Origin of the sequence: Streptomyces sp. NPDC029041, from assembly GCF_040637515.1 — a bacterium.
GTDB lineage: Bacteria > Actinomycetota > Actinomycetes > Streptomycetales > Streptomycetaceae > Streptomyces.
On record NZ_JBEZWO010000021.1, the window covers coordinates 44,599 to 58,400 of the forward strand.

The 13,802-nt window shown below is 69.7% G+C and carries 9 protein-coding genes and 8 pseudogenes; 5 read left to right on the plus strand and 12 right to left on the minus strand.

The genetic code is table 11. The features are described from left to right. The first annotated feature begins 246 nt into the window (after window positions 1-246). Window positions 247-770: pseudogene (locus AB0F04_RS35230) on the plus strand (tetratricopeptide repeat protein). 1 nt (window position 771) lies between these two features. Here AB0F04_RS35230 and AB0F04_RS35235 read toward each other — a convergent pair. The 3 pseudogenes from AB0F04_RS35235 to AB0F04_RS35245 form a co-directional block, all read right to left on the minus strand. Then, window positions 772-1,071 (minus strand): annotated as a pseudogene (locus tag AB0F04_RS35235) (IS5/IS1182 family transposase); the annotation flags it as partial. Between the two features lie 33 nt (window positions 1,072-1,104). Continuing rightward, window positions 1,105-1,907 (minus strand): annotated as a pseudogene (locus AB0F04_RS35240) (IS5 family transposase). A gap of 24 nt (window positions 1,908-1,931) precedes the next feature. Beyond that, window positions 1,932-2,036: pseudogene (locus AB0F04_RS35245) on the minus strand (IS5/IS1182 family transposase); the annotation flags it as partial. Window positions 2,037-2,604: 568 nt separating this feature from the next. Here AB0F04_RS35245 and AB0F04_RS35250 point away from each other — a divergent pair. Then, entirely contained in the window at window positions 2,605-3,006 is a 402-nt protein-coding gene (locus tag AB0F04_RS35250) for a hypothetical protein (RefSeq protein ID WP_225890818.1), read from the plus strand. 360 nt (window positions 3,007-3,366) lie between these two features. Further along, window positions 3,367-4,114, plus strand: a pseudogene (locus AB0F04_RS35255) (transposase family protein). A gap of 35 nt (window positions 4,115-4,149) precedes the next feature. On the opposite strand, the gene AB0F04_RS35260 reads toward AB0F04_RS35255, so the two are convergent. Further along, entirely contained in the window at window positions 4,150-4,743 is a 594-nt protein-coding gene (locus AB0F04_RS35260) for a hypothetical protein (RefSeq protein ID WP_362049656.1), read from the minus strand. Window positions 4,744-4,885: 142 nt separating this feature from the next. Here AB0F04_RS35260 and AB0F04_RS35265 point away from each other — a divergent pair. Continuing rightward, window positions 4,886-5,129 (plus strand): annotated as a pseudogene (locus AB0F04_RS35265) (transposase); the annotation flags it as partial. Here AB0F04_RS35265 and AB0F04_RS35270 read toward each other — a convergent pair. The 3 genes and pseudogenes from AB0F04_RS35270 to AB0F04_RS35280 form a co-directional block, all read right to left on the minus strand. Next, window positions 5,101-5,320 (minus strand): annotated as a pseudogene (locus AB0F04_RS35270) (ankyrin repeat domain-containing protein); the annotation flags it as partial. The pseudogenes AB0F04_RS35265 and AB0F04_RS35270 overlap by 29 nt on opposite strands. Before the next feature lie 202 nt (window positions 5,321-5,522). Further along, window positions 5,523-6,601, minus strand: a pseudogene (locus tag AB0F04_RS35275) (IS110 family transposase); the annotation flags it as partial. 276 nt (window positions 6,602-6,877) lie between these two features. Further along, window positions 6,878-7,102, minus strand: a complete 225-nt coding sequence (locus AB0F04_RS35280; RefSeq protein ID WP_362049659.1) for a hypothetical protein — start codon at window positions 7,100-7,102, stop codon at window positions 6,878-6,880. Window positions 7,103-7,180: 78 nt separating this feature from the next. Between AB0F04_RS35280 and AB0F04_RS35285 the strand changes: the two genes are divergently transcribed. After that, window positions 7,181-8,590 carry a PLP-dependent aminotransferase family protein gene (locus AB0F04_RS35285; protein ID WP_362049662.1) on the plus strand — a complete coding sequence of 470 codons (1,410 nt, stop codon included), beginning with the start codon at window positions 7,181-7,183 and terminating at the stop codon, window positions 8,588-8,590. Between the two features lie 34 nt (window positions 8,591-8,624). Here AB0F04_RS35285 and AB0F04_RS35290 read toward each other — a convergent pair whose 3' ends face one another. The 5 genes from AB0F04_RS35290 to AB0F04_RS35310 are packed head-to-tail and all read right to left on the minus strand — an operon-like array spanning window position 8,625 to window position 13,788. Then, entirely contained in the window at window positions 8,625-9,617 is a 993-nt protein-coding gene (locus AB0F04_RS35290) for an aldo/keto reductase (protein ID WP_362049665.1), read from the minus strand. Further along, on the minus strand, window positions 9,614-10,570 hold the full coding sequence (locus AB0F04_RS35295) for a hypothetical protein (RefSeq protein ID WP_362049668.1): 957 nt from the start codon (window positions 10,568-10,570) through the stop codon (window positions 9,614-9,616). The genes AB0F04_RS35290 and AB0F04_RS35295 overlap by 4 nt, the downstream gene beginning before the upstream one ends. Further along, window positions 10,567-11,736 (minus strand): endonuclease/exonuclease/phosphatase family protein, encoded by a 1,170-nt coding sequence (locus tag AB0F04_RS35300; RefSeq protein ID WP_362049671.1) that lies wholly within the window; start codon window positions 11,734-11,736, stop codon window positions 10,567-10,569. Before AB0F04_RS35300 ends, AB0F04_RS35295 begins: the two co-directional genes overlap by 4 nt. An 11-nt stretch (window positions 11,737-11,747) precedes the next feature. Next, a complete protein-coding gene (locus AB0F04_RS35305) occupies window positions 11,748-12,797 on the minus strand; it encodes a glycosyltransferase family 2 protein (protein ID WP_362049674.1) in 1,050 nt (349 codons plus the stop codon). 37 nt (window positions 12,798-12,834) lie between these two features. Next, entirely contained in the window at window positions 12,835-13,788 is a 954-nt protein-coding gene (locus tag AB0F04_RS35310; RefSeq protein WP_362049677.1) for a UbiA prenyltransferase family protein, read from the minus strand. Window positions 13,789-13,802: the final 14 nt, after the last annotated feature.

The following is a 13,802-nucleotide window of genomic DNA, read 5'->3' on the forward strand; positions in this document are numbered from 1 at the left end:
GGGCGAGCATGCGCCAGGCGTTGACGCTGTAGCGGGCGTGGATGCGGGTGGCGAACTGCTCGCGGCCCTCGGGCCCACCGAAGGCGCGGGCGGTGGCGGACTGAAGGGTGGACAGGACAGCGAGAGCAGCAGCCCCAAGGGCGCGCACAACGGTCTTGATCACCCCACCCACCTTGATGAAAGATCGCGCGGAATGGTCGAGTTGGCGAGTATGTCGGCTGGTTTTGGTGTGACACCGTGGGCGGCATGAGTGATGATCGTGAGAGGGATGCGGCGCTGACGCGAGCGGTACAGCTGCGGGAACAGGGCAGGCCCGGGAACAACTGGTGGAGCTGGCCGAGCGGTATCCGGAGGATGCCGAGATCGCCTATCAGACGGCCTGGGTGCACGATGTTCTCGGTCTGGAGCGTGAAGCCGTCCCGTTCTATGAGCGGGCTTTGGTCGGTGCGGGCCTGTCTCCCGAAGATCGGCACGGGGCCTTCCTCGGGCTGGGGAGCACTCACCGGGTCCTGGGCTCCTACGGAGTGGCCGCACAGACGCTGCGGCGCGGGCTTGATGAGTTCCCCGACGACCCGGCCCTGCAAGCCTTCCTGGCCATGGCGTTGTACAACCAGGGTGAAGGCCGGGAAGCGGTGCGGCTGCTGCTGAAGACGCTGGCTGCCACCAGCGGCGACCGTCGGGTGCAGGACTACCGGCGGGCGATCGAGCACTACGCCGACGATCTGGACGGTGTGCAGCAGACGGATGGGGAGCCGCAGGAGAGGAGTTGAGTCACCGGCGGCGCCGGGGTCGATCGTCCCAGCGGTGAGTGGTCCACGCCTGTCGGATCAGGCTGCGGACGGTGATGACGGTATCGAGGTCGAAGAAGACGCTGATCACGCTGGTGCGGCGTTCGTAGCAGCTGGCCAGGCGGTGAAAGGCGTTCTGCTAGGCATGAGTACGCTCCACATGCCACCTCCGGCTGGTCTGGATCGGTGCCTTCTCGCCCTTGTGGGCGATCAGTCCGTGCAGTCCTCGCCGCTCCAGTTCGGTGCGAGTACCGGCGGAGTCGTACCCAGCGTCCAGGTTCACGCCGCCTGTCCGCGTGCGCTCTTAGGCGTCGTTTCAATTAGTGAGTCGGCGGTAACCGATGAGGGCTGCGGCTATGCCGACGAAGGCGAGGAAGTGCTCGGCCTTGCGTTCGTAGCGGCGGTGCAGGCGTCTGCAGCCGGCCAGCCATGACACCGTCCTCTCGACGACTCAGCGGTGGCGGCCCAGCCGCGTGGCGGACTCGATGCCCTTGCGGGCGATCCGATGACGGATGCGCTGTTGGGCGAGCCATCGGCGCAGGTGGTCGTAGTCGTAGCCCTTGTCGGCGTGGAGCTTGGCCGGGCGCCTGCGGCGCGGCCCGCGTCGGGAGCGGACGGGTGGGATGCCCTGGACCAGCGGTTTCAGGCCGAGGCTGTCGTGCATACTGGCGCCGGAGATGCCAAGCGACAGTGGCAGTCCGTTTCGATCGGTGATCAGGTGGATCTTGGATCCGTTCTTGCCGCGGTCGGTCGGATCCGGTCCCGCCAGGGCCCCCTTTTGCCGCCCGGACGCTGACGGAGTCGATCGCGCAACACGACCAGAGCTCACCTCTGGCACCGAGTTCATCCGGGAGAAGGCGGTGGAGCCTGGCCCACACCCGTGCCTGGCTCCACTGGGCGAAGCGTCGGTGCCGTCGGCCAGGCCGGCCCGAACAGCGGGGGCAATTGCCGCCAGGTGCAGCCAGATGCGGCCACGAAGATGATCGCCGCAAGGCATTCACGGTCACCGGCCCGACGTCGCCCGCCGCCCTGCGGACGTATGACCTCCGTCGGCGGCACCGTCCGCCGGAACAGCATCCACAACTCGTCCGGCACCAACCGCTCAACCAGATCCGTCATGCATGGCTCAACGAATGAGCTTCTTCAGCGTTGCAGCTCCAGGGTGAGGACGGCCTTGGCGATTGACGTCATGCGGTTGGGGCTGCAGCGGGACCTGCGGAAGATCCGCCAGGACTTCAGGCGGGCGACCTGGAGGACGATGAGACTGCCGCTGGCGCGAGGAGATCCGGCCGGGTCAAAGTTCAGAGCAGCTTCTCGCCGATCCTGCCGTTCGGGTACAGGGCAGCGGGACGTGCAGCCAGTTGATCAGCCCTTAAGTGACCCAGGCCAGGCGGCCTGGCGGGACCATGGCGCGCGCCAGCATCTGAACGTGGCCCTGACATCTGTCAGGGTCGCAACGTCCCGGGTCCGCCCCTACAGTTCGAGGCGCCGGCTGGGCGTCCCCTGCACCGCTACGGCGGCTGAAGCGAGGGCCGTTAGCGCATCGGTCAGGTCACAGCACGGGCGCCACGGCACAGCGCCCCTCTGCGGAAGCCCTCAGCACCTGGACCCAGGGAGAAAACATGCACGGGCCTACCTGCCTCAGTACGGGGGCTATGTCTGCAACATCTACATAAGCAGTCCGGACAACCAACTGCCCGGCGTCGCGCAGTGCTGAGCAGTGCATCACGGTGCTGCGAAGGGCCTGCGGGAAGAGCCGGGCAGGCACCCGGCGCCTTTCGGTCGAACTCGAAAACCAGTGAGAAAAGGACAGTGGATGACCAGGACCAGGAAGTATCTCTCCCTCTGGATGGCAGCCCTCGCCCTGACGGCGGGCGGTGTGATCGCCGCCCCTTCGGCCAGTGCCGCTGCCAGCGCCGAGTGCGGAGTTCGGGCGAGCGACGGCCGGCTGTGGTGCGGGAACGGAGCCCCCGCCATTCTGCGCTCGGGCGCCTATCACGAAGCGAACATAACGGGGCAGCTCTATTCCACCTTCAGCTGGTTCGACTGCTGGACCTATGGTGGACTGCACGGCGGCGGCAACACCACCTGGTACCACACCAAGGGTGACTGGACCGCTCCTGGCTACGACGGGTGGGGCTACGTCCCGGCGGACTGGGTCAACACACCGTCCTCGTTCGACGCCGATCCGAGCGCGCGCGGTCTGCGGCACTGCTGAGAGCAGCACTGCCGAGCTCGCCGGACCACCTCCTTGATGTCGTCGGTCTCGTCCACGAGACCGGCGGCATCGTCGTCGTGGCGCCCCATGTCGGCGACCCATTCCCTCCCGTTAACGGTGCCTGACGGATCAGTTCCGGGTCACTCGGGGATGATCTGTCCAAGGGGTATGAGGCAGAGCGCCCTTTGGGTGCAGAGCAAGATCTAGTCACAGGTGGTAGCACCCTGCCCGAGGCTACAACCACTGAGCTTCTTCGATGTGGCCACCGATCGGGTGACGGCCCGTGCAGCGCAACGAGCGAGGTCCCCGGGCTGTTGATCGAGATGTCTGACTTCTCAATCACGTTGCTCGGGGGCCTCGGTGGTCGTCCGTCCTGCCGCACTTGACCTGCCGCATGCACTCGTGGACTGGGTCACCATGTTGATCGTCACCCGTGAGGGCGACCGGCGCTGCAAGCTCCGTCCGTCCCAGCGAGCGATGGTGGCACCGGTGTACCTGCGCGAGCACATCACTCTGGCGAAGATCGCTGCCGGGTTCGGGATCAGCGAGTCCACCGTGCATGCCTACACCAGCGCAGTCGTCGACCTCTCGCCGCCCGTGCACCGGGTCTGCTGAAGACGCTGCGCGAGCATGATCCCGACTTCGTCCTGCTCGACGGCACTCTCGCCGAGTGCGACCGGGTCGGCGACGGCCGGGCCGACTACTCCCACAAACACCGGCGCCACGGCGTGAACGTGCAGGTCGTCACCGATCCAGGCGGCCGGCTGTTGTGGCTCTCCCCCGCCCTGCCGGGCCGCACCCACGACCTGACCGCTGCCCGCGCCCACCGGATCATCCGGATCTGCGAGCGCCAGGGCGTTCCGATCGTGGCCGATCTCGCCTACCAGGGCGCCGGTCCGTGGCTGACTACGGGCATCAAACGCAGGCTCCTGAAGAACTGACTCCCACCGAGAAGACTCGCAACCGTGCCCTGGCCGCAGCGCGCGCACCCGTCGAACGCGGAGTCGCCCGCCTGAAGTCCTGGCGGATCTTCCGCAGGTCCCGATGCAGTCCCAACCGCATGACGTCAATCGCCAAGGCCGTCCTCACACTGGAGTTGCAACGCTGAAGAAGCTCAATGATCAGGCCATAAAAAACGGCGTCTTACTCGTTGTCCCGCCGATTCAGCCGTATACAGCCCCACGTGCCTGTCGCGATGATCAGCGCTGCCAGGCCGCCGATCGCCCCGTGGTCTGAGCCGGGTTCCAGCTCCACGTCCTCCACCGGACCGGCTGCACCCTTGGGGTCGTACAGCACGCGCAGCTTGTCGCCTGGCTCAACCCAATCCGCTTCGCAGCCGTCGCCCTCCGACAGCTGAGGTGAGATCTCCCGGCCGTCGCCGGTGCGGAGCGTGCACTTGTCGGTCTTGCGGTTCTCGACCTCGATCACGACTGCCTCTGCCCACCGGCCGCGTTCCTGCAGCGCCCGCTCGTTGCCGGCCTGGCGGGTGATGATCGCCACTACGACTGCGGCCACGAGGGCAACGGTGAGGGCGACGATGGCCAGTTTCGGCGGCTTCTTGTGAGGGATGTGGCGGAGCAAGAGGGGTGGCACTAGGACCAGCGCCAGGGGTATTAGCAACGCAGAGACGAGGAAGGCCGCGCCGCGTAGCAGGCCCGGCAGCGGGATCACCGGCGCGAGCCACATCAGGCTCACCGAGGCTGCAACGCACGTGGTGTTGAACAGAAGCCAGTGCATGGGTCCCGTACGGGGCCGGGGGTGGGCGTTCTCGGCAGGCTGGGCTGCTCGGTCGGCTCCTGCCGCGAGCCCGCGTGAGTCCCTGTCCCCTGTCATGCGCTCCTACTCCCTCGCCAGTCTGCGTCGGCCGGTTAACGGACGAGCGTACGGGGTGCCGAATCCGGACCGGTTGGCCAGGTCGGCCCTTCCCTGCGGCTCCTCGGCGCATGTCGGACGACGGAGGTGGGGAACCGAGGTGACGCCACCGCTGGACCATCGAGCGAACCATGTCCTGGCTCGCCGCCTGCCGCCGCCTCCATTGCCGCTATGAGCGAAAGGCCGAGCACTTCCTCGCCTGCACGAGCATCGCCTGCACCCTCATCTGTTATCGGCGGCTCGTCTGCTGATGTGGGCCTGCAGCAGATTCACGGCCAGGTCGTGGCCGTAGTGATTGGCCATGTCCATGGGTGTGCGGCCGTCTGTCTGGGTCTCCGAGCTCCGGATCAGCCCCGAAGACCAGCAACACGGCCGTGGTGTGCACCGTCAACGGCTGCCCTCTCTGCAGGGAGCCACCACCCTCGGCGTCGATTGCATGCGTCGCTTGGGGACGGGAGTTGTGCTCGCGCTTTGGCATGAGCACCTCCCGGCTTCGAAAGGCGCGGTTCACCCTACAGAGAGCAACAGGTCCTGAACCGTCCATCCGTCGCCGTATCTAGGGATCGCCGGCCACCCTGAAGGGCGGCCGGCGGTCGAGGTATGCCGCGCCAGAGATCAGTGGCGCACCCTTGTCCCGTTTGCGGCCTACCCCGGTCGTAGTAGGTGCGGGAGGCGGGGTCGTGGAAAGCAGCGAACGCGGAGAGGGACATTGCGCGTTTGAGCTGCCGGTTCCCGCCTTGGAGCGTGTTCGCCGTGGAACGAGGAGCCTGACTGTCTGGTGGTGGGGGCGAGGCCGGCGTAGGAGGCAAGGTGGGCGGCGCTCGGGAAGCTGCTGCCGTCGCCGACGGTGGTCAGGAGGACTGCGGCGGTCCTGACACCGATGCCGGGCATCGACGTCAGGACCTGAGAAAGAGGGCGGGACTCCAACAGGGCCTCGACTGGGCCTCCAGTGCCCGGCGTTGTTCGTGGACGGCGGCCGGGGATTTGGCCAGGGAGGCACGATCAGGTCCAGGGTGTTGGTGCCGGGAACCATGACCGTCTGTTCGTCGAGGGCGGTGAAGATGTCCTTGACCAGCCGTTCAGCCATGCGGGGTGCCTTGGGCCGGACAGCCTCGATGAGTTTGCGGCGGCCGGCTTTCCGCAGTGCTTGCGGAGAGCCCTAGCGCTCGAGGAGCCAGGTGAGGGCGGGGTGGTCCAGGCGGGGGCCGAGGACGCGTTCGAGGCTGGGGTGGAACTGGGTGAGCAGGCCGCGGATGCGGTTGGAGGTGCGGTTGGCCTCGCCGGCGAGGTCCTGGTCGAAGCCGACCAGCATCGTCAGCTCGGCGGTGATCTCGTCGGCCAGTTCGAGAGAGCGCAGGGTGTGGGGCATGGTGCGGGCGGCGTCCGCGATGACGGCCGCGTCGCGTGCGTCGGTCTTGGCCTCGCCCGGGTAGAGGTCGGCGATCCGGCGCATCGCGAGTCCGGGCAGGTAGGCGACCTTGCAGCCGGCGTCGCGGGCGACGGTCAGCGGGAGGGCGCCGATGGAGGCGGGCTGGTCCACGACCACCAGGACGGTGCCGAACTTGGCCCTGAGCTTGTCGAAGACGGCCCGCAGCTGGGGTTCGCCGTTCGGCAGGGCTTCGTCGAAGACCTTCTTCCCGGCCGGGGTGAGTCCGTGGCCATGGTGGCTGCTCTTGCCGACGTCCAGGCCGAGGAAAAAGCCCGTTGCGTCGATGTCGACCACCGTGCCCCCACATGCGTCGATGCCGTGCCGGCCTCGGCGGCGGTGCCGTTCGCGCGCATCCACGTTATGCAGACCTGCCGCCCATGAGCTGCCCGGCATGGCGCCGGGCCAGGCGGTGGCCGGACCTCTGATCAGCGTCTGTGACGGCACCCCTCGGGCCCGGTGACACCACCCCCAGGTCACCCCATCGAAAAAGGGGCAACAGCCATACCGGGCCCGGAGGCCAGCGGCCCTCTTGCAGGACCGCGAAGAAGACAACGGGGCGACGGCAGCGCTTCAGGCAGCAGGCCAGTCGATGGCGACGGCTCGGCGGGCTCCCGGCCGTGCGAAGTGGGTGCGCATCCGACGCCAGGCGGTCTGCTTCTGCCGGGCGTCGTCCGGCACGACCGGTGCGTCCGGCAGGGCCGAGAGGGCACCGGCCCTGGTCTGCCAGTCCTCGAACACGCTCCGGAACATCTGGTGTTGGTCCTGGATCGGCACCGAGCGCCTCACTGTGGCCACGACGGCCTCCTTCATGTACCCGCACTTGTCGAGGTATCGAAGGTAGCGAGCAATGGCCCGCTGCTACTGTCCAATGGCATGCGGGAATCACAGACCAATCTGGCAGGCGATCTTCTGCTTCACCTGGGGCGGCCCGGTGACGGACCGCTGCACGAGCGGGTGAAGCGGGCGCTGCGGACGGCGATCAGGGACGGGCGGATCGAGGTCGGCACCGCTTTGCCGCCCAGTCGGCAGCTCGCCACCGACCTCGGCTGTTCGCGCTGGGCGGTCACCGAGGCGTACAGCCAGCTCATCGCCGAGGGATATCTGGAGGCGCAGACCGGCTCAGCCACCCGGGTGCGCTGGACGAGCGCCCTGGACGCCGGCTCCGGGCGCCGCGCACCGCGACAGGCTCCCGAGGCGCGCTTCGACCTCGGGCCGGGTCTGCCGGACCTGCGCGCGTTTCCACGCCGCCGGTGGGCCGAGGCAGTACGGGCACAGGTGACGACCACGGCGTTCGCGGAGTTCGGGTACCCGCCGCCCGGCGGCCACCTCCGGCTGAGGCGGACGCTCGTCGCGTACCTGGCCCGCTCCCGCGGCGTCGTGGCGGCCCCGGAGGATGTGATGGTGTGCACGAGCGTGACCGACGGAGTACGGCGTGTCTGCCATGCCCTGCGCGCCGACGGCATCACCGCGGTCGGCTGTGAGGAACCTGGCTGGACACGGCTGCGGGAGGTGATCCACGCCGCCGGTCTGGAGCCGGTGCCCGTGCGCACGGACGGCGGGGGCCTGCGCGTCGACGAACTCGCCGCACACACCGGACTTCGGGCGGTGCTGACGAGCCCGGCGCACCAGTTCCCGCTGGGCAGCGTGCTCGCCCCCGAGCGGCGCGCCGCTCTGCTGCGGTGGGCTCGCCAGGTGGACGGAGTCGTACTGGAGGACGACTACGACGCGGAGTTCCGCTACGACCGTCGTCCGGTCGCGGCACTGCAAGGAATGGACCCGTCTCGCGTGGTCCTGCTCAAGTCGCTCAGCAAGATACTGTCCCCGGCGCTCGGCATCGGGTGGCTCGTGGTTCCGCCCCGCTGGACCCGGTACCTGCACCGGTCGGACCAGGCGGCGACCCAGCCCCCGACACTCGATCAGCTCGCCTTCGCCGAACTGCTGGAGTCGGGTGCGTACGACCGCCATCTGCGCGCCTGCCGGACGCGGTACCGCAAGCGCCGTGACGCGCTCGTCCAAGCCCTCGCCGACCAGCTGCCCGGTGCCCCGGTCTCCGGCATCGCGGCCGGCCTCCACCTCATCCTCCGCCTGCCGCCCACCATGGACACCGCGGCCGTGGTCACGGCGGCAGCCGCCCGGTCACTGCGCATCGCCGACCTCACCGCCTACCACGCCACCGAGGACCATGCCGATCACGGCCTGGTCCTCGGTTACGGCAACCTCGCGGACGGCGCGGTGCGCGAAGCGGTACGGCATCTGCGCGGGGCGATCGAGGAGTGTGGGTAGTACCGCCGGGGGTGCCGCCTCCTCGTTCGGGTGCTCAGCCTGGCGTCAGCAGTGCGTCGATCTCCCTCATCTGGTCCTGCGTGAGCGGTCCGTGGTCCATCGCCGCCGCGTTCTCCTTGACCTGAGCCACCGTCTGGGCACCGGGGATCGGGATCAGCGAAGGCGAACGCGCCCACAGCCAGGCCAGAGCGCCCTGGGCGAGGGTGCGCCCGCCGGAAGCAAGGATGTGGCGGACGGAGTCCAGGGCCCGGGCCAGTTCCGGGACGGGGTAGCCGTCCTGGAAGTAGTTGAGCCAGTCCGGGGAGCGGCGGCGGAAGTCCTGTTCGTCGGTGATGCGGGAACCGGCGGGGTGGGCGCCGGTCAGCAGGCCGGTGCCCAGCGGGCCCCGGGCGAGGCCGGGGATGTCGTTGCGCTCGCAGATGTCGACGAGGGCGGGCGAGTCGTGCACCACGTTGATCTCGAACTCCAGGCCCCCGAAGCCCGGTTGTCCCACCCAGGCGGCGGCGAGTTCCGGTTCGTCCGTGGACCAGCCGTAGGCGCGGATGCTTCCCTCCGTCACCAAGTCCTGCAGGGTTCCCAGGAGTTCCTCCGCCTCGGCCACGGGAAGACCGGACAGGTGGAGCAGGTACAGGTCGAGGTAGTCGGTGCGCAAGCGGCGCAGGGAGGCCGTCAGGGCCTCGCGGACGTAGCTGGGGGTGGCGTTCTGGCCGGTGAGCCGACGGGCCTCCTCGTCGATGGTGTTGCCCCACTTGGAGACGATCGTGATCTGGTCGCGCTTGCCCGCGAGGGTGTCGCCGATGAGCCGCTCGGCCGTGCCGGTGCCGTAGGCGTCGGCCGTGTCGTAGAGCGTGATCCCGCTGTCGAAGGCGGCCCGGAACACCTCCGCGGCCTCGGCCCTGTCGAACCGGGCACCCCAGCCGAGAGGCTGGTCCCCCGCTGCCGAGGGCCCGCCGAGCGCCCAGGTGCCCAGGCCGAGGGCCGACACCTCCGTTCCGCCTGCGACCAGGGTCCGTCGCTGATGGGTCATGTCACTCCTTCGTGCTCGCGGTGTCGCGGGACAGCGAACCTCGGTGTCTTTTCGGTGGTGTGGAGGCGGGTCAGCAGCACTGCCCCACCCGCGCCGAGCAGCTCGGCCAGCGTGCAGCACACCCTGCTGGCCAGCGCCGCCGCCCCCGCCTCGGCCCACGGCAGCACGGCGGACAGCGCACCCAGCAGGACCAGTTCGCGCGTGCCCGCCCCGTCGGGCACGACCAGCGTCAGCGCTCCCGCGACTGTGGCCAGGGCGAACGCCCCTACGCAGACGGACAGTGCGCGCCCGGCCGGTGCGCCGAGCAGGACGGCGATCAGCCACAGGTGCAGCCCGGAGACCGCCCAGCACAGCGTCTCCAGTGCGATCGCACGGCGTACGCCGCTGTCGGAGAACTCCCCGGCGGGCGGCTTGCGCTTCAGCAGCCGGGCCGCCCCGGCGGTCAGGCGGAACAACAGACGCGGGCGCCACAGCACCGCCAGGGCGAGCGGCACCACGGCCACGAGCCACAGGCCCCCGGCCCCCGGCCCCTGGACGCACAGCAGACCCATGACGGCGGCGGTGAGCAGCACCACCACGGTGTTGAGCAGATAGGCGCTCACCATCCGGCCCCCCGCGATGCCGGCCGCCCCGCCCAGGCGGACATAGGCGAGCACGCCCCAGACCGGGCCGGGGATGTACTTTCCGAGCAGGGCCAGGAAGTAGATGCGGACGCTTCGCCGGGCGGGCAGCGGTGAGCCGAGTGCGGTGAGCCCGGCCTGCCAGGACGCCCAGCCCGCCAGCTGGCCCACCATCTTGAACAGCAGCGCGCCGGCGAGCAGTGCCACGGCCCGGGGCCCGGTGAACATCGCCAGGACGTCACCGCCGTGCCCCCACAGCACGCTTCCCGTTCCGAGGGCCGCGGCGGCGAGGAACACCGCCGCCACGGCCGCCCTGGCCAGGCGCCGGATCATCGGGACGCCTTCACCGACACGACGGTCTCCTGGAGGCGGTGGTCGGAGACCTCCGGCAGCGCGGTGAGCGCGTGCCGGGCCACGTCCAGGCCCGCCGAGGTGAACGTCCAGTCGAGCCGCCAGAGCCTGAGCCACCCCTGCTCGTTCCAGGAGGTGGGCCAGATCGAGCCGCCGTGGTCGGCCGCGTCGTCGAGGGCCGAGCGCAGCGGCCGCAGATCGCCCATCGCGGCGGTGGTGTTGAAGTCCCCGGCGACCAGGAGGGGGTTGTGGTTGGCTCGGATGTCGTCGAGCAGCCCCTTGTACTGGGCGCGGCGGGCCGCCTCACGGTCGTGGATCGTCCGGTAGAAGGCCGGGGACAGCAAGCTCTGCCGCATGTCCACCTGGACCGGGATGTGCACGTTGTAGAGGGATACGGCCTGGCCGCCCACCCGGATGTCGGTGCGCAGCACCTTTCCCGTCCGGTAGACCCGGTACCAGTCGGGGGACGCGGCGCGGGCCGTGGCCCTGTACGGGCCGATCGGCGGGCGGGCAGTGATCGGGTAGCGGGAGAGGGTGACGAGCTCTCCCTGGACGACCACCTGATAGCCGGGGAATTCCTTCCGGATGCGGGCCATGTCGTCGATCTGGCGTTCGTTGGCGTCGTCCTTGTCGCTCCAGACGTATTCCTGGAGCAGGTAGACGTCGGCGTTCCGCGCCTTGAGAGCCTGGTAGAAGCGGTCCGGGGTGGTGCTCTTGCCCCAGGCCAGGGTGTTGAAGGAGACGACCTTCAGCGTTCCGGGCGGCGCCGCCCCGTCGCCCTGCCACAGGGCGGCCGGGTTCAGGCCGGACCACGGGTAGCCGAGGACCAGCGCGGTCAGGGCCACGGCTTTGACGATTCGTGCGGGCCGCCGTGGCACCCGGCGCCGGGCGAGCCTGGCGGCCGGTGTGCCGGCGAGGAGCAGCAGGGGTACGGCGACGAAGGCGATCGGGGGTTCCAGGTTGAGCACCATCATGGCCCACCAGCGGCCGCTGAGGAGGTACTGGAGGAGGACGAGGATCAGCCAGCCGGTGCCGGCCGCAAGCAGCAGCCGGGTGTAGCGGCACCAACGGGGCTTGGCGACGGAGGCGGGCTCCGGGCCCGCCCCACCGGTGGGCGAGGCGGGCTGCCGGGTCAGTTCGATGGCCATGGCGGGGTACCTCAGCCCGCGGGCAGCACGGCCGCGGGCGTGCCGTCGCGGTCGTAGAGCGCCCGGAACCGTTCGGAGACGAGCCAGTGCAGGGCTCCCGTCACCACTCCGCAGGCGACCGCCAGATTGAAGACGAACTGGACGGCGACGAAGAAGAGCAGGAAGCCGACGCCCCGCGCCTTGCGCACGTAGCGGTACATGCCGAAGTCGCAGCCGAGGGAGAGGGCCAGCAGCGCGGCGGGCACGAGCCAGCCGACGGGGCCCAGGAACAGGGCAAGCGGCAGTGCCGGTACGGCGAGCAGTGCGGCCAGGCTCCCCCAGGCCCGGGACGCGGTCTCGAAGCCCTTGGCGAACTTGCGCCGGCGGGCGTACAGCGGCACGCGCAGCCGCCCGCGCGTGAAGATCTTGCGGGCCAGGGGCCACAGCTCGTGGTCGTCGTCGTGGGTGCCGCGGACGGCGGAGGTGAGGATGAGGTCGTAGCGCTGGGAAAGGCGCAGGCCGTAATCCACCTCCTCGGTCTGCCGCAGGCGCGCGTCGAACGGCCCGACGTCGTCGTAGACCCGGCGCCACATCGCGCAGATGGAGGGGAAGAGGAAGGTGACGGTGCCCTCCGCCGTCTCCCGCCAGTAGTAGGCCTGGAGCGAGCGGCACTCCTCGACCGCGCTGTCCCGGATCAGCGGCACCGGCTCGTAGATGCCGCACACCGCCCCGGCGCTGGGTTCGGCGCGCAGCCGGGTCACGGCCTTGTGCACGGCGTCCGGGGCCAGGGCCACGTCGGAGTCGAGGAACAGCAGTACTTCGCCGGCCGCATGCCGGACACCGACATTGCGGGTGGCCGCCACGCCGCTGTTGGTGCCGGTGCTCAGGACCGTGACACCGGCCTCGCGGGCGATGCGGGCGGAGTCGTCGGTGGAACAGTCGTCCACGACGATGACTTCGAGCCGCGGGTAGGTCTGCCGGCTCACGGAGTCCAGGCACATGCCGATGGTGCGGCCGTAGTTGTAGTTGGGGATGATGACGGAGACGAGGGGGAGCTCGTCCGTGTCGCCTGTGTCACTCATGGCTTGAGGTTCCTTCAGGATGTGCGGGGACGAGAGGTCAGTGCAGGGCCGCGAGGCATACGGCGGTCAGGGCGCCCCAGAGCACGCCGCTGCCGACCAGGAGAGGGTCACCGGAGAGGGTGCGGACGGGGTCGGCGCCGCCGTGTCCGACGACCAGCAGTTGCAGGTAGCGGAAGACGGCGAAGAAGGCGCAGGGGGCGGTGAGCAGGACCAGCGTGGCCGTACCGTGGTGCAGGGCCATGTCCGTGCGGATGCAGAGCAGATAGCCGACGGTGGCCAGGGTGGCGCTGATGACGGTCAGGTGGTCTAGATAGGCGACGGTGTAGCCGCGCAGCGCGGGCCGGTGGGCGGCGTTGCCGCGGGCCAGTTCGTGCCGCCGCTTGCCGAACACCATGAGCAGGCAGACCGCGAGTACGCTCAACAGCAGCCAGCCGGACGCCGGTTGGCCGGTCGCCGTGTAGCCCTGGAGCGTGCGCAGGACGAACCCGAGGGCCACGCAGAAGGCGTCGACGAGCGGGATGTGCTTGAGCCGGAGGCTGTAGGCGAGGTTCAGTCCCAGGTAGACGAGCACGGGCCAGCAGCGGGCCGGGGAGGCGAGCACGACGCCGGCGCCGAAGAGCGCGCACACCGTCGCCAGGAAGACAAGGGCCGTTCCGACCCGCAGCCGGCCGGAGGCCAGCGGGCGGTGGCGCTTGACGGGGTGCAGGCCGTCGCGGTGCCGGTCGAGGACGTCGTTGAGGACGTAGACGGCCACCGAGGCCAGGACGAACAGCCCGGTCGACCAGGCGATGGCGGCCAGTGTGCCGCCGTCCCAGACGGGGATGGTGAGCAGCGCGAGCCCTACGGCCAGGGGGTTCTTGGGCCACTGGTAAGGGCGGGAGAGGGCCAGCAGATGTGGGAGGGGGTTGCGGCGGGGGGCCGGGAGCGGGGCGGTGGGGAGTGAGGGTGCGCTGTGGGGTACGCGCACGGGCGTGGTTTCGACGGCGGACATGGTGGTCTCCTCGG